Source organism: Paenibacillus physcomitrellae (genome assembly GCF_002240225.1).
Lineage (GTDB): Bacteria > Bacillota > Bacilli > Paenibacillales > Paenibacillaceae > Fontibacillus > Fontibacillus physcomitrellae.
Window position 1 is genome coordinate 1,780,136 of the sequence record NZ_CP022584.1, and the last position, 26,388, is coordinate 1,806,523.

At 53.9% G+C, this 26,388-nt stretch carries 17 protein-coding genes; 9 read left to right on the top strand and 8 right to left on the bottom strand.

The genetic code is table 11. The features are described from left to right. Window positions 1–5: 5 nt before the first annotated feature. Both CBE73_RS08105 and CBE73_RS08110 read right to left on the bottom strand, forming a co-directional pair. Window positions 6–698 (bottom strand): response regulator transcription factor, encoded by a 693-nt coding sequence (locus tag CBE73_RS08105; protein WP_094093805.1) that lies wholly within the window; start codon window positions 696–698, stop codon window positions 6–8. 146 nt (window positions 699–844) lie between these two features. Next, the gene (locus tag CBE73_RS08110) at window positions 845–6,532 is read right to left on the bottom strand and encodes a S8 family serine peptidase (RefSeq protein WP_244905533.1); all 5,688 of its coding nucleotides are present in this window, start codon (window positions 6,530–6,532) and stop codon (window positions 845–847) included. A 672-nt stretch (window positions 6,533–7,204) separates the two neighbouring features. Here CBE73_RS08110 and CBE73_RS08115 point away from each other — a divergent pair. The 3 genes from CBE73_RS08115 to CBE73_RS08125 all read left to right on the top strand — a co-directional run bounded on the left by CBE73_RS08115 (window position 7,205) and on the right by CBE73_RS08125 (window position 9,712). Beyond that, window positions 7,205–7,525, top strand: a complete 321-nt coding sequence (locus CBE73_RS08115; protein WP_094093806.1) for an ArsR/SmtB family transcription factor — start codon at window positions 7,205–7,207, stop codon at window positions 7,523–7,525. A 1-nt stretch (window position 7,526) separates the two neighbouring features. After that, complete coding sequence (locus tag CBE73_RS08120; RefSeq protein WP_094093807.1) at window positions 7,527–8,534, top strand: cation diffusion facilitator family transporter; 1,008 nt, start codon at window positions 7,527–7,529, stop codon at window positions 8,532–8,534. A 206-nt stretch (window positions 8,535–8,740) separates the two neighbouring features. Continuing rightward, a complete protein-coding gene (locus tag CBE73_RS08125; protein WP_094093808.1) occupies window positions 8,741–9,712 on the top strand; it encodes a LysR family transcriptional regulator in 972 nt (323 codons plus the stop codon). Between the two features lie 59 nt (window positions 9,713–9,771). Here the strand turns inward: CBE73_RS08125 and CBE73_RS21895 are convergent, their stop codons facing one another. Both CBE73_RS21895 and CBE73_RS08130 read right to left on the bottom strand, forming a co-directional pair. Beyond that, window positions 9,772–9,939 (bottom strand): hypothetical protein, encoded by a 168-nt coding sequence (locus tag CBE73_RS21895; RefSeq protein ID WP_157739450.1) that lies wholly within the window; start codon window positions 9,937–9,939, stop codon window positions 9,772–9,774. A gap of 21 nt (window positions 9,940–9,960) precedes the next feature. Then, window positions 9,961–11,352 carry an amidase gene (locus tag CBE73_RS08130; RefSeq protein ID WP_094093809.1) on the bottom strand — a complete coding sequence of 464 codons (1,392 nt, stop codon included), beginning with the start codon at window positions 11,350–11,352 and terminating at the stop codon, window positions 9,961–9,963. A gap of 237 nt (window positions 11,353–11,589) precedes the next feature. Between CBE73_RS08130 and CBE73_RS08135 the strand changes: the two genes are divergently transcribed. From CBE73_RS08135 to CBE73_RS08160, 6 genes are all read left to right on the top strand, one after another. Further along, on the top strand, window positions 11,590–12,567 hold the full coding sequence (locus CBE73_RS08135; protein WP_094093810.1) for an ABC transporter ATP-binding protein: 978 nt from the start codon (window positions 11,590–11,592) through the stop codon (window positions 12,565–12,567). 186 nt (window positions 12,568–12,753) lie between these two features. Next, on the top strand, window positions 12,754–14,337 hold the full coding sequence (locus tag CBE73_RS08140; protein ID WP_229752692.1) for an ABC transporter substrate-binding protein: 1,584 nt from the start codon (window positions 12,754–12,756) through the stop codon (window positions 14,335–14,337). 48 nt (window positions 14,338–14,385) lie between these two features. Continuing rightward, on the top strand, window positions 14,386–15,330 hold the full coding sequence (locus CBE73_RS08145; protein WP_094093812.1) for an ABC transporter permease: 945 nt from the start codon (window positions 14,386–14,388) through the stop codon (window positions 15,328–15,330). A 34-nt stretch (window positions 15,331–15,364) separates the two neighbouring features. Beyond that, complete coding sequence (locus tag CBE73_RS08150) at window positions 15,365–16,261, top strand: ABC transporter permease (protein WP_174704684.1); 897 nt, start codon at window positions 15,365–15,367, stop codon at window positions 16,259–16,261. 85 nt (window positions 16,262–16,346) lie between these two features. Continuing rightward, the gene (locus CBE73_RS08155) at window positions 16,347–17,414 is read left to right on the top strand and encodes an ABC transporter ATP-binding protein (RefSeq protein WP_229752684.1); all 1,068 of its coding nucleotides are present in this window, start codon (window positions 16,347–16,349) and stop codon (window positions 17,412–17,414) included. 13 nt (window positions 17,415–17,427) lie between these two features. Then, entirely contained in the window at window positions 17,428–18,366 is a 939-nt protein-coding gene (locus tag CBE73_RS08160) for a carbon-nitrogen hydrolase family protein (protein WP_157739454.1), read from the top strand. A 152-nt stretch (window positions 18,367–18,518) separates the two neighbouring features. Here the strand turns inward: CBE73_RS08160 and CBE73_RS08165 are convergent, their stop codons facing one another. From CBE73_RS08165 to CBE73_RS08180, 4 genes are all read right to left on the bottom strand, one after another. Continuing rightward, complete coding sequence (locus CBE73_RS08165) at window positions 18,519–21,917, bottom strand: GH36-type glycosyl hydrolase domain-containing protein (protein WP_094093815.1); 3,399 nt, start codon at window positions 21,915–21,917, stop codon at window positions 18,519–18,521. A gap of 63 nt (window positions 21,918–21,980) precedes the next feature. After that, window positions 21,981–24,146 carry a beta-glucosidase BglX gene (gene bglX, locus CBE73_RS08170; RefSeq protein ID WP_094093816.1) on the bottom strand — a complete coding sequence of 722 codons (2,166 nt, stop codon included), beginning with the start codon at window positions 24,144–24,146 and terminating at the stop codon, window positions 21,981–21,983. A 397-nt stretch (window positions 24,147–24,543) separates the two neighbouring features. After that, window positions 24,544–25,305: an alpha/beta hydrolase gene (locus tag CBE73_RS08175; protein WP_094093817.1), complete on the bottom strand. Its 762-nt coding sequence runs from the start codon at window positions 25,303–25,305 to the stop codon at window positions 24,544–24,546. Between the two features lie 60 nt (window positions 25,306–25,365). Then, a complete protein-coding gene (locus CBE73_RS08180) occupies window positions 25,366–26,355 on the bottom strand; it encodes a LacI family DNA-binding transcriptional regulator (RefSeq protein WP_094093818.1) in 990 nt (329 codons plus the stop codon). Window positions 26,356–26,388 lie beyond the last annotated feature (33 nt).

The window sequence follows — 26,388 nt, forward strand, 5'->3', positions numbered from 1 at the left end:
CAGCCTCAGTCCGGTTTTTTGTTCCCTTCGGAAACGTCCAGCTTGTAACCAAGCCCTCTTACCGTCTGAATATGAAAGATAGACTCATAATCTGCAAAACGCTGGCGCAGCCGTTTCACATGAACGTCCACCGTCCGCTCGTCGCCTGCGTAATCGCCGCCCCAAACTAAACGGATCAACTCATCCCTTCCAAATAACCGTCCGGCAAATTGGGCCAGCTGGGCAAGCAGTTCGAATTCCTTGCGCGGCAGCAGCATAACCGCGTCCCCGTCCCGGATTTCGTAGTTTCTCCGGTCGATCATCAGCGGCCCCAGCCTGATGCGTTCTTTCGACGCAAGCGAATAACGCCGGAACAACGCCTGGATGCGGAACAGCAGCTCCTCCGGCTCAAAAGGTTTCGTTACATAATCATCCGTACCCTGACGGTAGCCTTGCTCTTTGTCCGCCAGCTGCTCCCGAGCCGTCAGCAGAATGACCGGAATATCGTAGTGCTCCCGGATATGGCCGCACAATTCAAGTCCATCCACTTTGGGCATCATGACGTCAACAACGGCCAGATCGAGATCCTCGGCTGCCAGCTTGTCCATAGCCTCCTGTCCGTCCCTGGCTTCAACCACGCCGTAGCCTTCCGTGGTCAGAAAATGCCTGAGCAGGGTGCGGATATGGGCATCGTCGTCCGCGATCAGAAGTTTTTTCATCACAGGTTCTCCCTTTCCTTCACCGCTTATCGTTCCTTGTTAAAATTCAGTTTGAGTATAACACATGGCCAAAAAAAGCACCTGCTCAGGCCGAAACCTGAACAGGCGCTTCTTCCAAAAAAATATTCACGGAAACGTAATCCTTGTTATCGGATCACAATCACATGCTCCGCCGTCGCTTTCGCCCCCTTGTCGTCCGTAACGGTCAGCGTTACCGTATACGAGCCTTTATGGCTGAATTTGTGAGAGGCAGACTGCTTGGTAGCGGTATTGCCATCGCTGAAGTCCCATTCGTATTTGACGATCCTGCCGTCCGGATCGGTGGAGCCTGCGGCGCTAAACGTGATTTTTTCTTTCTTTGCGCCTTGATCCGGCGCATCAATTACCGCAACCGGCGGTTGGTTGGCTGGAGGAGTCGGATCTCCGGGATTGTCAGGATTTCCGGGAGTTCCTGGGTCACCTGGATTTCCGGGATCCCCCGGTTCACCGGGATTCCCGCCGCCATTATCGCCCCCATTCCCGTCTCCGCCTTCCGGCTGGCCTACATAAAGTTTGCCAGGAGCTTCGGCTTCGACTTCATTGCCTGCGGCATCGGCCGCCGTGATGACGATTACGCCGCCGTCCAGCTTCAGGGAAGCAGGCGTTGAGTAAGTGCCTACATAATGCCCCGGTTCGGTTTCTGTCATGGCCACGCCGCTGCGGGCAAAGGTGCTCATAGGCAGCGGAAGCTCGATCCGGAAGGAAGCCGTCAAGCCAGGCGCGCTGTCAAACGAGACGGTCAACGGCTCGCCGGAAGCGATATGCACGTCTTGCGAAGGCTCCATATTTGTCAGCTCCGGCAGAGCCGTGCTGACATGAACGGTGCGTACCTCCGTCGTTTCGTTGCCGTCCAAATCCTGGGCCGTAACGGTAATCGTATTATCTCCTTCTTCCACGATAAGTTTAGAGGTAAAGCTGCCGTCGCTGTTCGGCTCTACCGGCTGTCCGTTCACGAGCAAGGTGTCAAAGTTCTCATCGGACGTCGTGCCGGTAACCGTCACGACTTCGCCGTTCATCACCGTGCCTTCTGCCGGCGTGGTGACGACCAGCTCAGGCGCTGTCTGATCCAGCGTGATCACGACCGGTTCCGAACGGTCGGTTGCTTTCCCGTTCACCTCGGCTTCTGCGGTTAAGGTGTTGCTGCCAGGATGCAGCGTAACGGGAACGCTGAAGGTTTTGTTTTCAATAACACCGGTTCCTGCCGCCGTATCGTCATTGTAGATCGTAATCTCGGAGCCTTCTGCAGTAGAAGTCCCGGTAACGGTCAAATCGGGCACGTTGGTGTAAGAAGCGGGCGCCGGCGTCAAAATAACAGGCGCATTAACCGCGTATTTAACTTCGGCCCGGACCATAAAGTTGCCTTCTACGGCGGATGGAGCCCAAACTCCGCTCACCTGTTCCCAAGCGCGCCCGGTCGCTTCCGTATCTTCGTCCGTAGCAAGTGCCGGTGAAGCCGTGCCGGCATTAGACTGAATATACACGATGTAGAAGTCGCCTTGAACCGTAACCGGCTGCGGCAGCTCTACCTCCGTCCACTGCGTTTCGTCCCGAAGGGCCGTCGCATCGAATGGGCCGGCTACCAGATTGCCGGGGGCACCGTCAGCACCGGTTGCATCATACACGGCATATTGAAAAGCTGTGCCGCCCGGAGACGGGAACTCCGGACCCCAGAAGGTGAGCCGTGCGCCGGTTATCATTGCCGCTTCGGAATCCGGTGTAAAGCGGATGCCCCAAGCATTGCCGCCGGCGTTAAACGCCCAGGCGTTCTCCGCAGTTCCGTCGTCATAGGCCAGCTCGCCTTCAATGCCGACAAACGGCTTCAGGCTTACCACAACCTGGGTGCTGTCATTCCCGGCGACGGTGACCGTTTCGGTTGTGGAGTAATAATCGCCCGCTTGTACCAGCAGACTGTAGGTTCCTTCCAGCAATGTCAAAGTAAAGCTGCCGTCTTCGGCGGTTTGCGCCGGGGCTACTTTTGTATCCTCCACGGCCAGTACCCGGGCATTTGCAATCGGCTCGCCCGTGCGTTCATCCGTGACCAGGCCATGCACCACTCCTCTAGGGATCGGCTCCAGGCTGAAATTGACTTTGGCGGTTCCGCCGTCTGCAATGGTCACCGGTTTGGTTTGCGGGTAATAACCGTAGGCTTCCGCCTTCAGGTTATAATCGCCCGCTATATGCGTCAGGCTGTATTTGCCTGAGGCCGGATCCGTATTTACCGATCGGCCGGTTTCAAGAACCGTAACGGTTGCGCTGGTCGGCAGGCTTTGAATGCCGATATCCGCGGCTCCGCCTTCAGGCCGGGCCGAAGCACCTGATGAAACCGCAGGTTCAGCATGGGCAGCGGATTTTGCCTGCTGCTCAAAGGTCTCCTGATCCGTTACCGTCCGCTTGATTAGCGGCTCTGCGGAAGGATTTTTGGCGGATTCCGGTTTCACTTCGCCAGTCCACCCCTTGGAAGCAGCCCCTTCAGGCGGGGACACCGCCAGAATGCGGAGATCGTCCACATACCAGCCCGGGAAAGTGACGCTGCCATCCGAAGTAAGCCGGAAGCGGATCTGAATGCTGGAACCGGCGTATTCCGTCAAATCGGAGATCACAGGTGTCCAATGCGTGCCGTCGTTCGCTCCGGTGAAGCTGGTCAGCTCGTTCCAGGTGGCTCCGCCGTCGCGGGTAATTTCCACGTGGGCATTATCGTAACCGGCCTCTACCGCATACCAGTTGTTAAACAGCAGAACAGCTTCAGGAACGTTGGTCAAATCAATAACCGGCGAATAAAGAGAAGCGTCTGCGCCGTTTTCATAACTCCCGTCGAGGTCGGTACCCCATACATTCGGCGGAGAAGCGGCTGCCTGCAGCTGAGGAACGTTTGGCGTTCCCCGCTCCCACTCATCCTGCGTTCCGGAATGCGTCCAGCCGTTATCGCTGTCCGAATCGAAGGAATCGCTATAGACGACCTCAGGGGCATGAATGTTCAAGGAAACTTCATTTGAGTCTGGTCCCGTATTGCCGCTGTAATCAACGGCTGCCACTTTGTAATAATAGGTGGCGTCCGTCGCCGATAAAGTATCCATATAACCCGGCTCCTGCGAGGTGCCGATCTCTTCATAACTTGCGTTATCGTTCTCGGAACGATAAATCTTGAACTGTTTAAGGTCCTCATCCTGCGGAGCGGTCCAGGTCAAGCTTACATTCCCCAGAATGTCCGCCGATGCGGTCAAAGCGGTTGGCGCCGAAGGAGGCGTTTGATCGAGATCCTCCACTTTAAAATCATCGATATACCAGCCGGCTGCCTGGCCGCCACCATCGCTAACAAGGTCAAACAAAACCGAAACGGTTTCGCCCTTGTACGGCGTAAGGTCCAGGTACTGCGTTTTCCAGCCGCCGCTTTGGCCGTCGAACCGGTTCACCGGCACGAATTCATTCCCGGTGCTTTCGGAGGCCAAATACACGGTGCCGGAATCGAAATTATCTTCGATGTCATACCATTGCTTGAACGAGACAAGCGCTCCGCTCTCGCTGTCGGTAAGATCAATTGGAGGAGCGAGCAGGTACGAATTGGAGCCCGCCGCATAGGTGCCTGTCAGGTTGGTAGCAAACACCTTGTCTCCGGAAGCCGCCGATCCGGGACCGCTGACCGGTGTTCCCCACTCCCAAGGTTTCCCTGCACCGCCTGTCGAGAAGCCGACAAAGCCGTTTTCAAAATCCTCCACATAACCCGCTTTGACGCCGCTGCTGACTTCCACCGGATAAACCTCCGAATCATATCCGTTGTTGCCGTAATCATTGACGCGGATATAATATTCAAGTCCTGCAGGCTGCACGAGGAAAGAAGGAATGGACGCGGCGTAAACGCCGTCTTTGTAGTCGCCGGAAACCAGTTCTGCCGGGATATACACATAATTAGACATTCCTTTGGTTCTGGCGTAAACATCCACGTTCAGGATGCTGACGTCATCCGTCGCATGAATCGTGACCGGAAGATCGGAACCGACAAACGCAGCCGTTACAGGCGTATGTTCGATCACAGGCTCTTCCGTATCGTCCCCGCCCGTGCTCACTTTCCCGGAAACGGAGCCTATGCCCTCCAGGACGGAGCCGACGGCGTCAAGCGCATTTACAATGCCGTGTCCGTACCCGTTATTCGGAGAAGTCGGGAATTGGCCGTCGGTTCTTGGCACCGCCGTATCCATCAGAATGTTCTCCAGGTCATCCACCGTTAAAGAATGGTTGGCCTGCAGCAGCAAGGCCGCAATGGCCGTCGTGTGAGGACCTGCCATGGAGGTCCCGTTCCAGCCCCCTTCATATCCGCCAGGGACGGAAGAACGGATGTTGACGCCAGGCGCGGAAACCTCCGGTTTGACTTCGCCGTATGGCGAAGGCCCCTGCAGCGAGAAATCCGCAAGCTGGTCATTGATATCCGTTGCTCCGGTAGCGAAAGCTTCCGGATAGTTGGCCGGATTCGCTACGGAGCCCGGACCGCCGGGATTGGTTAAGGTCGTGTTGCCGGCAGAGAACTCCGGAAAAATCTGGGCGTCCCGCCAAGCCTGAACCGTCGGCCGGAACCATTCATCCAGCCCGGGTCCGCCTCCCCAAGAGTTGTTCACCACGTCCGGAGCCAGCTCCGGATGCAGGTTGCCTTCATCGTCCACCGGAGCCATCAGCCACTGGGCTCCGTCCAAAATGATGCTGTCCGTCGTATCCGGATTAAAAATCCGCACGGCAATCCACTTGGCTCCCGGCGCAACGCCAATTTTGTTGGTGCCGTTTTCCTCGGAGCCCACCATTGTTCCCATCGTATGAGTGCCGTGTCCTTCGTTGTCATTCGGCAGCGGATCCCCGCTGAAGGCGTCATACCAGCTCAGCTCAGGGTGAACGATATTGCCGTTCGCGTCCAGGCCGCGCCACTTTCGTTCCAGCGCCGGGTGCGTATAGTCGACTCCCGTATCGAGACTCGCCACCACGATGCCGGTGCCATCGATGCCTTTGGCCCATACCTCCGGAGCGTTCACGCGCTCAATGTTCCATTCTACGTTAGGGTCATCCGCGGTCGGCGATTTGCCGCTGCCGCTTTGTGAAGTTTTGGTATCTTGTCCCGTTTGAACGCCAAGCGAAATTCCGCTGGACGATCCGGGTTTCGAGGTGCCCGGAGCAGGAGCGGCCGGGGCTGAGGAAGCCGCAGGCGCTGCGCCGTTTTTCCCGCCTGCGCTCCCTTTATCCTTGTCCGCCGCAGCGCCTGATTGGAGAGCGCTGCCGCTTGGCGTCTGCACGGTGGCCGCCGGTTTTTCAAGGGTTGGTGTCACCGTCGTATCCTGCAAATACCGGGTTTCATCCGGCAGGATTTTGTCTACTTCGCCCCGTTTGGCGATGGCCTCCATCACTTCCTTGGTGCTGGTGACGGCAAGCGCGTTCACAATAAAGTAGCTTTTATAAGTTTTGACCTTTCCTGCTTCCTTGGCATCATCTAAATATTGTTCAAGGGAAAATTGCGTTTGCGAAGCGGTTGCGCGGAGGGAGCTGACGACGGCCGAACGGGCCGACAGCTTGGCTGCGGATGGGGTCGCCTTCTGCAAGGAAGCTTTCTGCAGCGCCTGGCGGGATACCGAGGTCGTGTCCGTCTGCTCCTTCATTTTCACCAGATAGGTGACATATTCCGATTGATCAAATTGTTTGTTGAGTTTGGGATCCACTTTCACGGCCAACGTTTCTACATGGGTGTTTCTCAAGCTGAAATAGTCAGCAGATTTTGCGCTTGCCGGATTAAAGGGCGTGATAAGCGAAAATGTTAGCAGCATCGTCATTCCGATCGAAAAATGCTTGTTCAACCTGTTTCGATTAACCAAACTTCACCGCTCCTTTTACTAGGAATTTAGATGAATTTTTTACTGCCTCTTCAGTCTGCTGACCTCAAATAAACCTGAAACATTCGAAAATTTTTCCTAAAGAAGCATCACCTCCTTTCAGAGAAACCTCAAATTCAAGGCGAAAGCACACAACAAGAATATAGAGTTAATCATGAAGGAAAGAGTAAAAACTAAGGAGCCGGATCGAACAAATTCCGTATCTTCCTTAAGAGGAGAAAACTCGACAGAGCCAATCGTAGGAGTGAGGTTAAGAGGTACATACCCCTGGCAGCCTATTTCATCTGTCGGGTTATGTATGGAAAGGACGATGATTGATTTCGGATTAAGGTCAGTATAATTACATAAAAATGGAAGTACAAGCCTCTATTTTGGTAAAATTCTGTATTATTTACATTTTGATTAATTAGTCCCAGTTTGGAATATGACTGAAGTTGCTAATGAATTGACCAACGGTAAGACCATTTCCCCTGACTGCTCCTTTGTTCCCATGACAGCATGAGTCAGAAAATGAAAAAGGGATCAGCTTCTTTTGACAGTTTGGCTGTTTTTGACATACAATGTATATGAGCATATGTTCATATATAGAGAGAAAGCGGTGAATTTATGAAACAGCAGGATCATGATTTTTTAACAGAAGATACGGTGGACCGGGCATCAAGGATTTTTAAAGCGTTGGGTGATCCGACACGGGTGAAAATTTTGTATCTGCTCTCCCAAGAAGAATGTTCAGTCAATCATATCGCAGAATTGCTTAATCTAACGCAGTCAGCCGTCTCGCACCAGCTCAGCTTCCTCCGTAACCTTCGGCTGGTCAAGTTTCGGCGCGAGGGCAACACCCTTTATTACACGTACGAAGACGAACACGTCATTACGATCCTGAACCAGGTCTTAACCCATATCAAATGCGGTCTGGAGGTTGTCTAGCATGAACCAACATTCTAATCCAAATAACTATTCCAATGACAAATTCAATGATAATCCAAGTCACAACCAGACTCACCACAATCACAGCCATCATCAGGGACACTCTCACAGCCACTCGCACCAGCATTTTGAGGAGCTTAGAAACGGGAATTCCAAAGGGCTGACGATTGCTCTGATCACTACGTCGGTGATCCTGCTGCTGGAATTTTTCGGCGGGCTGTACACCAACAGTCTGGCGCTGCTATCCGATTCCGGCCATATGCTGAGCGACGTTGCGGCTCTTCTGCTCAGTCTGATTGCCTTCAAATTCGCATCCAGACCCGCTACACCGGACAAAACCTTCGGTTTCTACCGTTTTGAAATATTGGCTGCGCTGCTGAATGGCATCGCCCTGTTTGTGATTGCGGGATTAATCGTATGGGAAGCGGTCGGAAGATTTGCCCATCCGCCCACTGTCGGCAGCGGTCCCATGATGCTTATCGCCGTCATCGGCCTGATCGCCAACCTGGTCAGCGCCGTTTCCCTAATGACGAAAGGTGATGTAAAAAACAACGTCAACATGCGAGGCGCCTACCTCCATGTGCTTGGGGATGCGCTCGGCTCCGTCGGCGCCATCGTTGCCGGTATCCTCATGTATGCCTTCGGCTGGTATATCGCCGATCCAATCATCTCTGTCGTTGTGGCCCTGCTGATTCTAAAGAGCGGCTGGGGTGTCATTCAGAACTCCGTGCATATCCTGATGGAAGGCACTCCAGCTTCGGTCAATCAAGAGGAAGTAAAAGCCGAACTCGAAAACATCGACGGCGTCGTCAACGTTCACGATCTGCATATTTGGTGCATCACCTCCGGCCTGGACGCACTAAGCTGCCATCTGCTAATCGGCGATGAACGGAATTACCAGGACGTGCTGCAGCAGGCTATCAACCGGCTGAAGGATAAATTCGGTATCGAACACACCACCATTCAAGTCGAATGCGCAAAGATTAAACATCAGGAATTGAAGATATAGAGATTATTTATTTCTTATATGCCAACAAAGGCGGACCCGTTTGGGTCCGCCTTTGTTGTTCCATGTTTCATTACAATCCGCTGCTTCATAGATTTTTCAAAAATCTAGAGAGAATTTACATAGTCTTTTTCAAAACGATGTAATAATATATAACATATAATCCTAGTTTTCAATTCAGTCTCGGCCGGAAAGGGTGTGGATTTGAAATGGATATGGAAGGTTTGCATTCCTTTATCACCGTTGCCCGCGAGAAAAGCATCTCCAAAGCAGCGCAGATTCTTCATTTGACCCAGCCTACGCTCAGTTCCAGGCTCCGTAAGCTGGAAGAAGGGCTTGGAGTCAAGCTGCTCTATAGAAGTTGGGATGGAATAAAGCTCACAAACGAGGGGAGATTTTTCCTTTCTTATTCCGTACAGCTGCTGCAGGAGCTGGAAGAAGCAGCTACACTGCTAAAGGTGCACGGTGATCCCGACGGCGGACCGATTGCCGCCGTGACCAGCGATCAACGGCTGCATATCGGCGTGGAAACCTTTTTCAACCCGGCATTTTTGGAAGCAATTATTCAAGTCATCCGTGAAGTTTCACCAAATCTCGAGTGCCATTTTGTCACCAAGTCCTCTGAGACCTTATGCAATTTGACGGAATATGAAGGGCTGCATATTACCGTTCATTTTGACTCTCGGGAATGTCCCGGATCGATTAGTTTACCGGCTATTGAAGACGATCTGGTTCTGTTGTATCCGCTGTCGGGTTACCCCGAGATCCATGAGGATTTAAGCAATGTTAAGCTCTTGGAGCACCGGCCGTTTATTCTCTATGAAAGTTCTCCCCTGCTTCGTTACCGGGAGGTAACAGAACGTATTTTGATGAACATGTTCGGCAGTGTCCCCCGTTCCTATCATATCGTTTCCGACACCCAAACCATGACAGCCATATTAGAGTCGGGATTCGGCTACACATTTACCACAGTTAGCAGTATCCTTCATCTGCTTGAGAAACCTCTTCCTTTTAACCTGATCCTTATGAAGACCGACTACATTTCCAAGCTCAACATTCAGGTCTCCTATTCGACAGCCGCTTCCGCCATGCACCATCCAATCGAAAAAATTGCCGGGCAAATCCAAAAGGCTTTGCAGAATAAATACAGCAGCCTTCACACAAAACTCTCCGGATCGTAAACATCCTTGCTAGATTATTTTGATTGCTAACTCTTTTTGCCCATCCATTTTCTCCGCGTTTATTTGTAGCGCCCTTCCTTCCATGTCGGATATACGATGGGTTCCACACCTGTCAAATCCAACTCTTTTAATTTGTCACGGCTTCCAAAAAGCTCTCCCACCGATTTTCTTGTCTCGACAGCTGCCGTTTCGAAAGAAACCGCAGCCTTTGTTTCCTTCTGTTTCATCTCTCTCAATCTCCTCTCTTATTACAATTCGGGATGCATCGTATGCCAAGGGGTGTTGATTTCGTAAGCATGACCAATCGCAAGCACGCGCGGTTCTTCAAACGGACGGCCGATCAGCTGAAGGTTGACCGGCATACCCTCCGGTGTAAACCCGCAAGGCATCGACAAGCTTGGCAGGCCGGTTAAATTGGTCGGCATCGTTAATTCGGCCAGTCTCATTCCCTGTCTGTAATCTGTAATGTCCGGCGCCGAAGTCGGTGTTGCCGGAGTCAGCAGAACATCCACACCGCCCAGCGCGTTCAAATAATCCTGCGTAATAAGATGCCGTGCCCGCTGCGCATCTACATATTGCGCTGCAGTTATATCCGTCCCTGATTTCAGCATGGCAAGCACGTCCGGACCATAATCTTCAGGCCGTGACGAAAGCCAAGGTCCATGGATCGATAAAATTTCTCCCATCAGTACTGCGGAAGAGGCTGGCCGAACATAATCCGACATTTTCAAATCAACATCGACAAATTCAGCACCAAGCTCTTTCATTGTCTGGATAGCTTTCTGTACGGCGATCATTACTTCGTCGTCCACATTCTCGAAATAGTAGGAGGTCGGAAGTCCGATGCGAACTCCCTTTAGCGAATCCGTGAACCCGCCTGTCATAACCGGCACCGGAAGCGGGCTTGTTGACTCGTCTTTGGCGTCAAAGCCGGCCATTGCTTCGAGACAAAGAGCTGCGTCCCGCACGCTTCGCGTTAAAGGCCCACCATGGTCAAGCGAGTAGGCCATCGGGAAAATGCCGTACCGGCTGACGCGGCCATAGGTGGGTTTCATCCCTACTACGCCGCAGCAGGCAGCCGGGATCCGGATGGAGCCTCCCGTATCCGAGCCCGTCCCCATATAGAACAAGCCTGCGGCTACCCCGGCTCCGGAGCCACCACTGGAACCGCCCGGGACCTTGTCTGTATTCCATGGATTCAGGCAAGGCCCGAAGTGTGGGCTGTTCGTCATAGCGCCGGAGGCAAATTCATGCGTCTGCACCTTCCCTAAATGAATGGTCCCGGCTTCACGCAGTTTAACTACGGCAGTGGCGTCATAATCCGGGATGAAATCCTTCAGGATCGTGGAACTGCAGGTCGTCCGTATGCCTTTTGTATAATACAGATCTTTATGGGCGATAGGAATGCCGTGAAGCGGCCCTTTGTATTTTCCATTCATAATGTCAGTTTCCGCTTGATGGGCTTCCTTCATCGCCAAATCAGCCGTAATGGTAATGAAGACATTCAAGGACGGATTTATCCGATCGATCCGCTCCAGCATGAGTTCCGTTACCTCTACAGGTGAAACGGCACGGTTACGAATCAATTCGGACAGGTCTGAAATCGTGAAAAACGGCAGCAGCGGGTTTTTAGTCTTCAATTCAACATGTCTCCTTTATGTTATATTTTCTGACCCATTCAGGAATGTTCATCCAGGATCCTCCTTGAAATCACGAATGTTTACGTCCGCATGGATCAGATTGTTAAGGAATATAGCATATTTTCCGGAGAAATGAAGCGTTTGAGGGTATAGATTGTTTCAATATCCTGTGCACGAAAAAAATGTGTTAGTATTTGTGACACGGGAAATCCCCCGATTTCGAAAGGAGGAACTGCCATGGCGGAACTGCTGGAAATTGACAATCTGATCACCGAATTTTCTATTCGCAAACAATGGATTGCTGCCGTCAGAGGAGTCTCTCTGGAGCTCAAAAAGGGAAGCACTTTAGTCGTTCTTGGAGAGTCTGGTTCAGGCAAAAGTGTCATGCTTAGATCCGTCCTGGGTCTTAAGCCGTCCGGTGCCCGTTTATCCGGTTCCATCAAGCTGGCAGGTGACGAAATGCTTTCTAAAAGCGCAAAGGAGATGGAGCGGATACGCGGCGGCCGCATTGCCATGATTTTTCAGGACGCCCTCTCAGCGCTTGATCCGCTGTACCGGGTCGGAGACCAGATCATAGAAACGATACGCTCCCATGAACGGGTTAACTTTTCCGAGGCGCAGCGTCGCACTATTGAACTCCTTCGTCGTGTCGGCATCCCGTCTCCAGAAGAACGAATGAGGGCATTCCCTCATGAAATGAGCGGAGGCATGCGCCAAAGAGCTGTAATTGCCATGGCCCTGGCCTGTAATCCCGATCTGCTGCTTGCGGATGAACCCACAACGGCATTGGATGTGACGATTCAGGCGCAAATTCTCCGTTTGTTCAAGGAAATCCAGAAAGATTTTGGAATGTCCATCGTGCTTGTAACCCACGACATTGGCGTAGCGGCTGAAATGGCTGATGACATTGCCGTCATGTATGCCGGAAAAATCGTGGAACACGGCAGCGCCGGCCAGGTTCTCTCCAGACCGCAGCATCCCTACACGCAGGGACTGATTGGAGCTACCCCAAGAAAAGGACAAACGGGACGGCTGCCAACCATTCCGGGTTATCCGCCGCTAATCACAGAAATGCCTCACGGCTGTTCCTTCGCAAGCCGCTGCCCTAAGGCCGGTCCAGGCTGCCGGGAACAAACGCCATTATTCGTTCGGTACGACGAAGACCATGGGGCAGCCTGCCTCCTGCTGGAGGAGAAGCTTCAAGCTGAATTTTAAAAGTGTCAAGGGGGATCAACGCATTATTTTCTATCGACTGTAAATATGGAACAGAGGACAGAAAAAATAAGAAAAAAGAGAAAGCAAGAACAAAACAAAAATAAAGGACAATGTTTGTCCGAGGATACGGAGGGGTTTATGAGACACTTACTGACCAAACCAATCAGGATGTTATTAGGCTTGCCGATGCTTGCATTATTCCTTCTGATGACCGCCTGCGGCAGCGTGAACCAAACCGCTTCCTCTGCCTCCACATCAGGAGGATCAAGCAAGGAACAGAAACTCATCATCGCCATGTCCGCTGCCAATATTCCAGTACCCGACACGTATCCGACCGAAGGTTATGAGGGGATGCGTTTCGTAGGTTATCAGTTGTACGATGCTTTAATCAACTGGGATTTGACGAATCCGGATCAACCCGCCCAGCTCAAACCCGGACTCGCGGAAAGCTGGGAGGCCGATGCTGACGACCCGACTCTTTGGACGTTTCACCTGCGCAGCGGCGTCACCTTCCATGACGATACACCGTTTAACGCTGATGCGGTCATCTTCGCTTTTGACAGAATCCTCAAACCGGATTCAGAATACTACAATGCCCAAATCGCCGGAAGCAGTGCAAGTTCGCTCCGCTATATCAAGACCTACAGCAAAGTCGACGACAGCACTATCACTATACAAACTACACAGCCTTACAGTTTTCTTCCTTATGATTTGACCGGCATTCTTATCGCCTCACCCGAAGCCATCAAACAATACGGTAAAGATTACACGAGCCACCCTTCCGGAACCGGTCCCTTCAAGTTCAAAAGCATGACGCAGGGCCAGGAAATGGTCATGGTCAAGAATGAGAGCTACTGGGACGGCGCACCCAAAATCGATACGATTATTTTGAGACCAGTCAGCGATCCTTCCGCCCGTCTTGCCGCTCTCCAGTCCGGGGAAGTTAACTGGGCTGAAATTCCGCCAACCGAGTCCATTGATCTGCTGAAAAACTCCGGCTTTCAAGTGTTGACCAATACGTATCCACATATTTGGCCTTATGTCCTGAATGTGCAGGACGGACCTTGGAAAGACAAACGGGTTCGCCAAGCCGCCAACTATGCAATTGACCGCGAAGGCATGAGCAGCGCGCTGTTAAACGGCGCCGCCGCCCCGGCTACCCAACCTGTGTATAAGGGACATTCCTGGTATAACGACGAGGTTGAGCCTTACACCTATGATCCGGAAAAAGCTAAACACTTGCTTGCAGAAGCCGGTTATCCGGACGGGTTCCAAACGACCTTTATCGTCCCGACCAGCGGATCCGGCAACATGTGGCCGCTGCAAATGAACGAATACGTGCAGAAGAACCTAAAAGCTGTAGGCATCGATGTCAAAATCGAATCGATCGAATGGCAGACGCTGCTCAGCTCCTTTGTTCAAGGTTTCCCTAAAGACCGGGAGGTCGGGGCTTACAACATTTCGCTTCCGACCATCGCGCCGAACTTCTATTCGAATTTCTTCGCTACTGACTCGATTTTGCCAAACGGCATCAATGTAGGCGGATATTCCAACCCTGAATTTGACGCCACCATTCAGAAAGCCATGGAAAGCTTCGATACCGAAGAGCAAAACACCTATTTGAAACAGGCATCCGGCATCTTGGCTGAAGACGCGCCGTGGCTGTATGTGGTCCATGACCTGAACCTTCGGGCCTTATCCCCTAACATTAAAGGTTTCATTCAGCCGCAATCCTGGTTCGCCGACCTGACAACGATCTCTATTGAATAAAGACGGCCAAGCAAGCAGGCTGCTTCAAATCTGAAAGGAGGGAAGCCAATGACAGGTTTTATTGGAAAAAGATTGCTGATGCTCATTCCGACATTACTTGGCGTGTCCATTGTTGTATTCCTGATGCTAAAGATTGTACCGGGAGACCCCGTAAACTCAATCCTCCCGCCTGATGCTACGGAAACTGAACGCGCGGCTATTCGCACCCAAATGGGGCTGGACAAACCGATTGTGATGCAATATCTGCTTTGGCTTGGAGGCGTGCTGCAGGGCCAGCTTGGCGATTCTGTTGTCCGCCGGCTTCCGGTGGCTGACTTGCTGCTGCCCGCTTTGGGCAACACCATTCTGCTTACCTGCGCAGCGGCCGTCTTTTCTTTCCTTATCTCTATGGTCATCGGTGTTTTTACCGCTTATTATCCAAAATCCAAATTGGCTTCGATCTTTAATGGGTTAAGCCTGGCAGGGATCGGCATGCCCAACTTCTGGGCTGCCCTTATTCTGATCGGCATATTCTCGGTCATGTTTGGCTGGTTTCCCTCTTCAGGCATGAAATCCGTCGATGGAGGAGGAGCGAGGGATCTTGTTCTGCATTTAGTCCTTCCGACGATTGCCGCCGCGCTCGCTTCTTTGGGCGTCATGACCCGGATGATCCGGAGTACGGTTTCCGGACTGCTGAAGCAAGACTTCGTCTTTACTCTGCAGGCAAAGGGCTGCAGCTCTTTCACTATTCTGCGCCATGTGCTCCGCAACGGGATGCCTGCGATTCTGAATGTGGCTGGCCTGCAGTTCGGATATTTGATAGCCAGCTCCGTGCTTGTGGAAACCGTGTTCTCCTGGCCGGGTGTCGGCCAAGTCATTTATCAGGCGATCAGCCAGCGGGATTTCCCGGTCGTCCAGGCCGGAGTACTGATTATCGCCGTCATGTTTGTCTTGATTAATCTGGTCGTTGACAGCGTACATGCCGCCATGGATCCCCGGGTCCGCCAGTCTTAATCCATCTCACTATAGAAAAAAAGGAGTGGAGCCCATGTCAACTAACATTCAATCCGTTCAGGAAGCCATACTGATGAAACCCGTTGTCCGGGAGCCATCACGCGCGGGTATAATATGGCGCGAATTCCGGACGCGCAAGGCCGCCATGACCGCTCTGATTGTACTAACCTTAATTGTATCGGCCTGCTTATTCGCCAATTTGATTTCTCCTTATGACCCAAATGCCGGAGAAATTTCCGACCGGCTGAAGCCGATAGGAACGGCCGGTCATGTGCTGGGCACAGACGAACAGGGCCGCGATCTGCTGACCCGAATTTTGTACGGGGGACGGTTAAGTTTGCTTTCCGGCATTCTGCCCGTGCTGGTGTCCTCCATAATCGGCGGATTGTTGGGGATCATCGCTGGTTACTTCGGCGGCGTTATCGGTTCTCTTATTATGCGTGCGCTGGACATCGTCTTTTCATTCCCAGCCATCCTGCTTGCCATCGGCATTGCCGCCGCTCTGGGCCCCGGCATCGGCAATATCCTCATCTCGGCATCGGTGGTTTTTGTCCCGCCGGTAGCCAGGGTTGCCGAGAATGCCGTAAAGGATGTCCGCAAGGAGGAATACATTGAAGCTGCCAAATCCAGCGGAGCAAGCTCCGCGCTCATCATCCGCTATCATATTTTCAAAAATATTTTCGCCAGATTATTCGTCTTCTCCACCTCACAAATCGGCGTCTGCCTGATGATGGCCTCCGGCCTCAGCTTCCTTGGGCTGGGCGTATCGCCGCCAACGCCGGAATGGGGATTTATGCTCAACAACCTGAAGCAGCTGATCTTTATCGAACCTTTAGTCACCATTGTCCCGGGCATCTTTATTTTTGTAACTTCGCTCTGCCTGAATCTCGTTTCGGATGCGCTAAGCGACGCCTTTGAACTAAAGCGTTAATCCGGCCAATGCCAAATGAGTCAACACGCCAATAGCCGCCAGGCCATACCAGTCGGCTACCAAGCCAGAATGGAGGGTATTCCCGATGCTGAATGAACAAATGCTGGCAACCGCCCATAACAACTTTGCCACTGCCGAACCGTCCGCTGACTATGCCATGGAAGTCCACGACATAGCCAAAACTTTCCCCGTCCGCAATATGCTCGGGCGTAGAACCGGCGGCGTATCGGCCGTCGATCACGTATCCTTTAAGCTCCCCCGGCAGCAAACCTTGGGCATCGTTGGGGAATCCGGCTGCGGAAAATCCACGCTTGCCCGCCTAGTTATGCGGCTGATCGAACCCGATCAAGGCCAGGTACTGTTTCGGGACGAAGATCTGCTCCAGCTCGGCAAAAACGGAGTAAAGGATATGCGCCGCCATATTCAAATGGTGTTTCAAAATCCGTATTCCTCACTCAACCCGCAGCTGTCGGTGCTTGATAATATCGCTTTCTCTCTGTGGGCGAACGGAGGCGGCAAAGCCGAAGCCCGGAGTGAAGCCCATCAATATCTAGAAGCCGTCGGACTACCCCGCACCTTTGCCGACCGGCTGCCCGGCAGCCTTAGCGGCGGTCAGAGGCAGCGGATTGCGATCGCACGTGCTTTGATTCTGAAACCGGAGGTGGTCATTGCCGATGAAGCGGTTTCCGCTTTGGACAAATCCGTTCAGGCTCAAGTCCTGAACCTGTTTCAGGATTTGAAATCGGCCCTAAATCTATCGATGATATTTATTTCGCATGATCTGCATGTCGTCGAATACATGAGCGACGAAATCCTGGTCATGTATCTCGGCAGAGTTGTGGAGCGGGGGCCGGCCCATCGAGTTTTTGCCAATCCACTCCACCCGTACACGCAAGCACTGCTGGCATCGGCTCCTTCAGTCGATATGGAGGCCCCTCCCAAACCTGAAACCCTCTTAAAAGGTGATCTGCCGAGTCCGCTTAATCCGCCTTCGGGCTGCAGATTCCGCACACGGTGCCCGCTGGCCACGGAACGGTGTGCGCTGGAAACGCCGGTTCTACGGCCATTCGGCCAAGGACAGGAAGCGGCTTGCTTATTGTTGAAAGAGGAAGAAGCTGCTTCCATCCCACCTTCTTTAATAAACCATTCATAAAGGAGAAATGATCATGAATAAAAGCTATGAAAATATTGTTACAGTCGCATCCGTAAACTTTCATGCCGTCTGGGGAGATAAAAAAGCCAATTTGGCCCGCATCAAAGGTTACGTAACAGCAGCAGCTGAACGCGGAGCCAAAATCATTCTATTTCCAGAGTTAGCCTTAACGGGCTATAACGTGGACGGCGAATCCACTCAAATGCAGCTGGAGCAGGCTGAACCCGTCCCCGGACCCGTTTCCAATGAGCTCAGTGAACTGACTAAAGCATACGGCGTTTATGTCGTACTCGGCTTCCCGGAAAAAGATACCAAAAACCCGTCACTTCTTTATAACTCCGCTTTGGTATTAGGCCCTGAAGGCTTAATCGGCAGCTACCGTAAAATTCACCCCGCAGGCAATGAGTCGCTCTGGGCCAAAAAAGGCAGCGATCCGCTGATGTTTGAAACGCCTTGGGGACCGGTTGGCGTAGGAATCTGCTACGATAGCTACAGCTTTCCGGAACTGACCCGCCATTACTCTGCTTTGGGCGCGCGTCTTTATTTAAATCCTACCGCAGTCATGGATGTGGACGGCTGGGAAGATTTTTATTACACGTGCCTGAAATCGCGGATCATCGAAAATTCTACTTTTCTGATTAGCTCCAACCTTGTCGGCCCGGACAAAAATATGAATTTCCCCGGCGGCAGTTTTATCGCAGGCCCTTCGCTCAAGTTGATCGGCACTCAATATTACGCCGAGCCTGTGGAGCAGAAGGAGGAGCTCTTGATCGCAACTATTGATCTCTCCTTGTCCGACAAAGCCCGCGGTATGCTTACCTTGTTTCGGGATAATCCGGTAACGGGAGTGCCGGACTGGCGGCCGGAAATTTATGAGCAGCTGCTCGCCAGCGTCAAACGCCATGAACGTTGGGCCCAGTCCCTTCCTAAGCCGGCAGAAGTCACCGTATAATCCCTTTGCCAATTGCTGCTCATTACGTGCTCCTGATTGAAGAAACGCATTTTCTCCAATACGTTTAACTTTCTTTTCTTGGATATTTGCGTAACCCGTATAACCAAAAAAATCCAGGCAGAGAAACACTCTGCCTGGATTTCTAAAAATTGTTACATCCGAATTTCTACGAGAGTAGCTCCCTCCGCACTTCTAAACCGTCTAAAATCCTCCGCTTTCACCCGCAAACCTCCGGTCCGGTATGGGTTCGAAATCCGCTCGCCGGCAATCTCCTGACCATTGACCGTCACGCGGCTGACCACGCCTTCCCGAATCCGGTAAACGAAGGTCACCGGCGTGCCCCCGTATTCGAAGTCGAACGAAACGCCGTCCAGTTCGGCAGGCAGTACCGGATCCACGATCAGATCCCCGCTTTCCTCACGGATGCCCAGGACTCTGGAGATCAGCTGGTTCATGTAGATTCCAGGGCCGCTGGAATAAATGCGCCAGCCTCCTTTGACCTGCACTTTGCCTTCCCGCAACTCGCCAAAGCGCTCCTGAGCCTCGTAGCGGGTTTTGAAATCCCCGTCGGAGCTGCTGAAATAAGCGTTGCTTTGGCGAAGCGCCGCGTTCGGTACCACTTCCCGGATGCCGATCGGGTTGATGGCGGCAAGGCCCTTCCAGGCCTGCTCCGGCTGGCCGATCTTCGCCATCGCTTCCACGTAGCGGATGTGCGCATGTACGTACTGCAGGCCGATTTCCCGGCCGAAGTTGGCCGCCTGCTCGGCGCGTTTAAAGTGCACGCTGACCCCGCCGACATATTGGGCCGGCCGGTTCATCAGCCGCACGCCGTCCGGGCACAGCAGCTTCTCCTGAATGAGTTCGTAATGAGCTTTCATCTGCTCCGGCGTCAGCAGTTCGCTGATCATGCTCCGGGTCATCGGAAGCAGCCGGTATTGGATGCCGGTCTCCTCATCCGCTGGGTGAAGCATCGGCTTGGCTTCTTCCGGGTTCTCGAAATACAGGAATCCCGGGATGACCCCGGTGCCCAGCATATATTGGTTGAAATCGCGCCGGATTCCCTCCGCCAGCTCCTTCAGCTCGGCGGACCACTGCGGATCCGTCTCCTCCAGCACCTTGGACAGCTGGGTTACGGCCTGATAAGTAAGCGCCACCGTCCAACTGCTGACCATAAACTGCTTGAGCTGCGCGTTAGCCGGCTGCAGCGTGTCATCCCAGTCGCCGTCCCCGTAGGAAGAGAGATACGTGTCATGCAGGAAATGCTCCCGGATGTACCCAATCTCCTTTTTCACATGTTCACGGACCGAAGCGCCTGTCTCCGTAAAGTCGAAGCTGTGCTTGCGCGTATAAGGAACCCGTTCGTCCAACAGCGCGAAATCGCCGGTGGCCGTCAAATAATCGCCGATGACCTTCAGCGGCCAAACGATAATATCGCCATGGCTTTCTTCCTGCTGGATATTGGCGTACCCGTCAAACATGAACCACTGCGGCCAGCTGCCGTCGTCTTCATATTGATGGGAGAATACAGTGGTCAAAATATCGCGGACCTGCCCGTAATGATGGGTGGCCATAAAATACTCCACCGGTCCCTGGCAGACGTCGCGTGTTCCCCAGGCCGCACCGCCATACTGCTCCAGCCCGTGCGGAACAGAATAATGCACCAGCATATTATGCGTATACCACCACGCAAGCGCGTTAACTTTAAACAATCCTTCTTCCTGTCCGGAAGCGCCCTTCAGACGGAACCCGTTCATAACCTTGGCGAAGAACTCGCGGTATTTACGGATTTCCTCTTCAACAGGACGATCCGTCACCGGCAAATCACCGCCGTTCAGCAGCCCCTGCAGGGTAAGCGTCCATTCCGCGGACGGTTCCAGCACCTGCACGACCAGTGAAGCGCTGCCTGCCTCCGCGCCTTCGGCCAACATCCGCTCATCGCCCAGACGGTATTGGGCTCCTGCCAGGCTCATCCGGTACTGCAGCTGCGGATAAACGCCTGCGCTTAGGGAACCGGCGTCTGCACGGAAGATCAGCATGCCGGAATCTTCGGCCTGCTCCATTACAAACGGAACTTCATATTCATTGACGTTCATCGTAATTTGACTGCTGATCAGGAACCGGTACGCTGCGCCGCTTGCGGAGCGAACGTGCAGGCGGACCTCCGGCGAATCCACGGTCGTGTAGTTCGTGACGATCAGCGTCTCGGAAGCCGTTTTATAGTACCAGCGTGTATAATTGAAGCCCATTTCAAACAGGGAAGGCATGGCGAGCAGACGGTATTCCCCGTCCAATTCGACGTACAGCCGCTGGCCGGACGTTTTCTGCACATTTAAGGCATTCCGCGCGTTGCTCATCATTTTGTTAAAATTCGTATTCCCCACAACGACCTGGGAGTTAAAAATGCCATACATATATGAAGTTGTAGTCATGACCTCCGGATTCATCCGAGCGTTGTCCCCGCTCATCAGAATATGCCCGTGCGGCCGTTCTACGCGAAGCTCCTTCTCCTTCAGGACCACATGCTCATAAGTGTCCGTGAAAAAAGATAGCAGCTGCCCGTCTTCAAGCTCCTCCTGCTTCCGGACCGGGAACAGCAGGTCCAGCTCCTCCGGCAGCATGGAGAGGGTTTGCAGCGGTGCTCCGATAGCCGTCATCATTCCCGGCGGATTTGAAGACAAATCCTGGTGCGACTGTTCGCCCCCGAAAGGAGCCGGCGCATCTTGTTCCGCTTCTCTCCAGGCTTGCCGGATGATATCCGTGAATTCAAGACCGGCAATCGCAGCGGGATGGTCATCCTTAAACAATCCGTAGAACACGTAACGGGCTTGGCCATCCAATACGCTGCGGGCGGACTGCAGAGCCGTATATGCAAATTCATACTGGTAAATTTCATTGGCCAGGCTGGTTTGGTACAGGCTCTCCGGAAGGCCCGTTTCCTTATAGGACAAACCAAAGAACTGGAAGCCGTCCGTGGAGAACCCGGCCGCTCCCGTCAGCGATCCCTGCTGCAGGTAAGGGAATAAACCGCCCTGCGGCTGGTTCTGGCGGGAACAAACGGCATAACTGCCCGTTTCGTCTTTAAATACGGCGTGGTCGATGTATTGAGACATGTACGCTTCATTGCTGCGCACCGCACCCGGATGGGCCAGTCCGACGTCTTGGCCGTACACGACGTCCACCTCGGCGCCGCTGCCTTGAAGCCGGACATCCCAGAACCAGACCCCACGATCGGTCAGCGTAAAAACAACCTCATATCCCACCCCTTCGGCTCCCGCCGCAGGGTGCTGAATCCGGCCGGACCAAACCAGCCGGTCGCCAAGACGGCCGAACCGGCTGGCTGACCGGCTGCCAAGCAGCGGGTAAGCTTCGATGCCGTCCCGGGAGTGAATTCTAAGGAACAGATTGCCGGCCGCCCCATCCACCGGGTTGCCCGCCAGCTGGTTGATCAGGAAGTCTCCGCCGGCCGCCTGGCGGAGGTCTCCGCTGGCCAGGAAATCAAATTGAAGTCCGCCCTTGCGGAGAGACAGCTTGGATTCCGTTACAGTTGTCATTTTTCTCACGTCCTTTTCTCTCTCTTTCGGCCTCAAGCCGTTTGTTTAAAGGTCCATCTATCGTTAAACGAGCCGGAAATCGGCCTCCTGCACATCCCGGCTGCTGCCGCCGATCATCAGCTTGAAAGCCCCCGGATCGCTGCCGAAGGACAAGTCGCTGTGGTAATAGCGGAGCATGGCTTCGTTAATTTCAAAGCTTATAGTCCGGCTTTCGCCCGGAGCGAGCTCGACCCGGCTGAAAGCTTTCAGCTCCTTCAGCGGACGGACAACTTCACCTGCCATATCGCGGATATAGAGCTGGACGATTTCCGTACCGGCTGTGCTGCCCGTGTTGGTGACCGCTACGGACACCTGCAGCGGCTGCTCGGCCGTTAACGTTGCCGAAGACAGCTCCGGCTGTCCGTAGGCAAAGGTCGTATAGCTCAGCCCATAGCCGAACGGCAGCAAAGGTTCATTCGGAACGTCCAGATACTGCGAGACGTAGCGGACCTGCGCATCCGGCGCGCCCTGCGGGCGGCCGGTATTAAAAGAGTTATAATAGACCGGAATCTGCCCGGCCGAATAAGGGAAAGACATCGTCAGCTTGCCGGACGGGTTCACGTTGCCGTAGAGCAGGTCGGCAATTGCCAGACCGCCTTCGCTGCCCGGGAACCAGGCCTCCAGCACGGCGTCCGCTTCGTCCAGGACGCCGCTCAAATCCAGAGGGCGGCCGTTAAACAGCACGACCGCCAGCGGTTTGCCGAGCTGCTTCATGCGCCGCAGCAGCTCCAGCTGCGCCTGCGGCAGCCGGATATCGGACCGGCTGCCGGCCTCGCCGCTCATCTCGGACGCCTCGCCGAGCGCGAGCACGAGCACGTCCGCCGCCTCCGCAGCGGCGGCGGCCTCCTGCGCCAGCGCTTCCTCAAACGTGTCGATGCCGCAGCCTGCGGCAAGCGTCACGTTCGAAGCTTCAGCGCTGGCTGCCTGCATGGCGGCGCCGAGCCGAGCCGCCGTCTCCTGCGATCCGGTCCAGGACCACGGACCGAGAATGTCGCCGCTGTCGGCAAACGGCCCGATCAGCGCCACACGCTGCTGCCGGCCCAGCGGCAGCAGGCCGTCGTTCTTCAGCAGCACGCACGATTTCGCCGCCAGCTCGCGGGAGACGGCGCGGTGCTCGCTGCTGTACACGACGGTCCGCTCCAGCTCCAGATCCGCCCCGCGCAGCGGCTGTTCAAACAAACCCAGCTTCTCTTTCAGCTCCAGGATCCGCAGCACCGCTTCATCGACCAGCTTCTCTTCGATGACCCCTTCTGCAACCAGCTCCGGAAGATAGTGCACATAACAAGAGGTCATCATTTCGATGTCAACTCCTGCCTGCAGCGCCTTCAGCGCTGCTTCTCGTTCGTCTTCCGCCACACCATGCGGAATCAGCTCTTTGACCGCTCCCCAATCGGAGATAAGTACGCCGTCAAAGCCCCATTCCTCGCGGAGCAGCTTGCGCATCAGCTTGCGGTTGCCGGTGGCGGGAATGCCGTCCAGGGTGTTGAAGGAAGTCATCACCATTTCCGCACCCGCATCCAGCGCTGCCTTATAGCCGGGCAAATAGGATTCGCGCAGCTTCAGCTCGGACAAATCGACCGTGTTGTAATCCCGGCCGCCTTCAGCCAGGCCGTATGCGGCAAAATGCTTCACGCAAGCTGCCACGCGGTCCCGTTCGTTCCGCAAATCGTCGCCTTGAAAGCCGCGGACAAAAGCTTGGGCGAACAGCGAGTTCAGGTACGGATCTTCCCCCGTCGACTCCATCACGCGTCCCCATCTCGGATCACGGACCAAGTCAACCATTGGGGCAAACGTCACGTGAATGCCTGACACGGCCGCTTCTCTAGCCGCGATTTCCGCGCTTTTCTCCGCAAGCTCCAGGTCCCAGGAGCAGCCGATGGCAAGCGGCACGGGGAAAATCGTCTTGAACCCGTGCACGATATCCGCCATGATCAGCAGCGGAATGCCAAGCCGGTTGTTCGCCAGATGCGCCTTCTGCACCGCCAGAACCTCTTCGGCTCCAGCCAGGCCAAGCACGGATCCAGCGTTGTCGATCTGCTCCTCCGTAATGCCAAGGCTTTTCATCGGTCCGGTGATCTGGCCGCTGTCTTTGGCTCCCTTGAAGAAAGGAACCGCCAGCTGCAGCAGCTGGGCAACCTTCTCTTCAAGCGTCATTTTGTTTACATACTCCGTAACGAGCCAGTTGGTCATCTGTGCCTCTCCTCCTATTTTCGAATCGTTTCTATTTAATTAAAGCAAGTAAAATTCTGTATATTTTATCGATTATAAAGACCGTAAATCGAAACGTTTCAAATGATTGGCAAAAAAATTTCTGAAAGCGCAGAATCCCCTTGCCTGGTCATAATCTCCAAGAGGGACCGATCTGAGGCCACAGGCTATAAAAGAACCCTTAACGAAACAAACGGATCCTATTGCTCGCGGGAAAACCCCTGACGAGCGGGAAAAACGGGCGTCCTGAAAGCGGGGTACCTAAATATAGGCTATCTAATACAGGTTAACTCAGAACAAGCGGGCCCAAAAGAACCGCCCATGAGCCAGAAATCCTGCCTTTTGAAACTGCCTGACGAATTGCCTGCTTGCCTCCGGGTTACCGGCACGGCAGCCACTCCATCATCCGGCGGGCCTGACGATCCCAATAGCCCCATTCATGTTCGCCCGGGCTTTCCTCATAAGCCACCTTCAGACCTGCCTGTTCGGCATGACGGAGGAAGATCCGGTTTCCTTCGTACAGGAAATCCTCTGTCCCGCAGCATTGATAGAGCCTGGGCAAGAACCCGGATTTCGCCGCCTTCGGAAGAAGGGCCAGCAAATCGTCGCCGCTGCCTTGCAGCCGGCCCGGATCGCCGAAGATCCGCTCCGCCTCGCCGGGCTGGAACCCGTTTGGCCCATTGACCCGGCCGACGATATCCAAGGCGCCCGAAAGGCTGGCCGCTGCGGCATACCGCTCCGGACAGCGCAGCGCCAGCTTGAAGGCGCCGTAGCCGCCCATCGAAATACCGGCGACAAACGTATCCTCGCGCCGCCGCGACAGTGGAAACAAATAGGACACCAGCTCGGGGAGTTCTTCGCTCAAATAAGTAAAATAAGCGCCTCCCTGCTTCATATCCGTATAATAACTCCGGTCCGCACGCGGCATGACCAAAGCTACGCCTTTACTCTCCGCGTAACGCTCAATAGAGGATTGCCGGGTCCACTCCTTGTGATCGCCTCCCAAGCCATGCAGCAAATAAAGCACAGGCAGCTTGGCTTTGTTCCGGATGTCTCCATCAGGCAGGTGCGGAATCACCACGTTAATTTCGGTCGGCATACCAAGCGTTTCCGAGAACAGCGAGGTTTGAATAAACGGCATAACGGTGTCCTCCTTGGACTCTCAGTTTTACCTAATTTCCACACGTATGCGGTACCTAATTTATACCTGCTTCACCGAATTCCGACGGATCAGCTCTACTTTCAGCTTGTAGGCCTCGTTGACTTCTTCGCCGTTCAACATTTGAAACAGCAGATGGCCGGCCAGCGAACCCGATTCATGCATCGGCTGGTGAATCGTCGTCAAGGCAGGATGGACATATTCAGCAAGCTGAATATCGTCAAAGCCGATCACGGAGATTTCATCCGGAATCGAAACCCCGCCTTCCTCCAGCGCTTTGATGCCGCCGACGGCCATTTCGTCATTCGCGTAAAATACCGCGGTCGGCAGCTCGCCCTGCATCATCATCATTTTGGTCGCCTTGTAGCCGCCTTCGCGGATAAAGCTGCCGCCCAGCCGCCACTTGGCTTTCTCCTCAAGCCCGGCTTCGCGCATCGCCCGCAGGAACCCCTGATAACGCATCGCGTTGTCAAAGGAATTCGACGGGCCGCTGATATAAGCAATCTGCCGGTGACCCTTCTCGATCAAATGCCGGGTGGCGTCATAACCGCCCTGTTCCCCGTCGACCACAACGCTGATCAAACCTTCACCGGTCGTTTTTCGGTCCATAACGACGATCGGAAAAGCGGCGCTCGCCGAACTCAGCAAAATTTCATCCGTAATGTTATGGGCCAGCACGACGGCCCCGTCCACCCTTTTTTCCCGCAGGAATTTAACCGCTGTAGAGTCTTTGCCTCCCATGGAGCTGCAGGCAATCAGATCATAGCCGTTCGATAAAGCCACGTCCTGCACGCTGCGGATCAGCTCGGAATAATAAGGCCCGGACAAGTCGGTAAGAATCAGAGCAATCGTATTCGTACGGCTGCGCTTTAAATCCATGGCAAAACCGTTTTTCCGATAATTGAGCTGTCTTGCCGCCTCCAGCACCTTCTCGCGTGTCTTCGAGCTTACCTTGCTGTCGCCGCTCAAAGCGTATGAAGCGGTAGATAACGCGACTCCCGCCAATTTTGCCACATCTTTAATCGTAGCCATCGTTCATCCAGTCCTTCCCAAGCCTTGCATAGT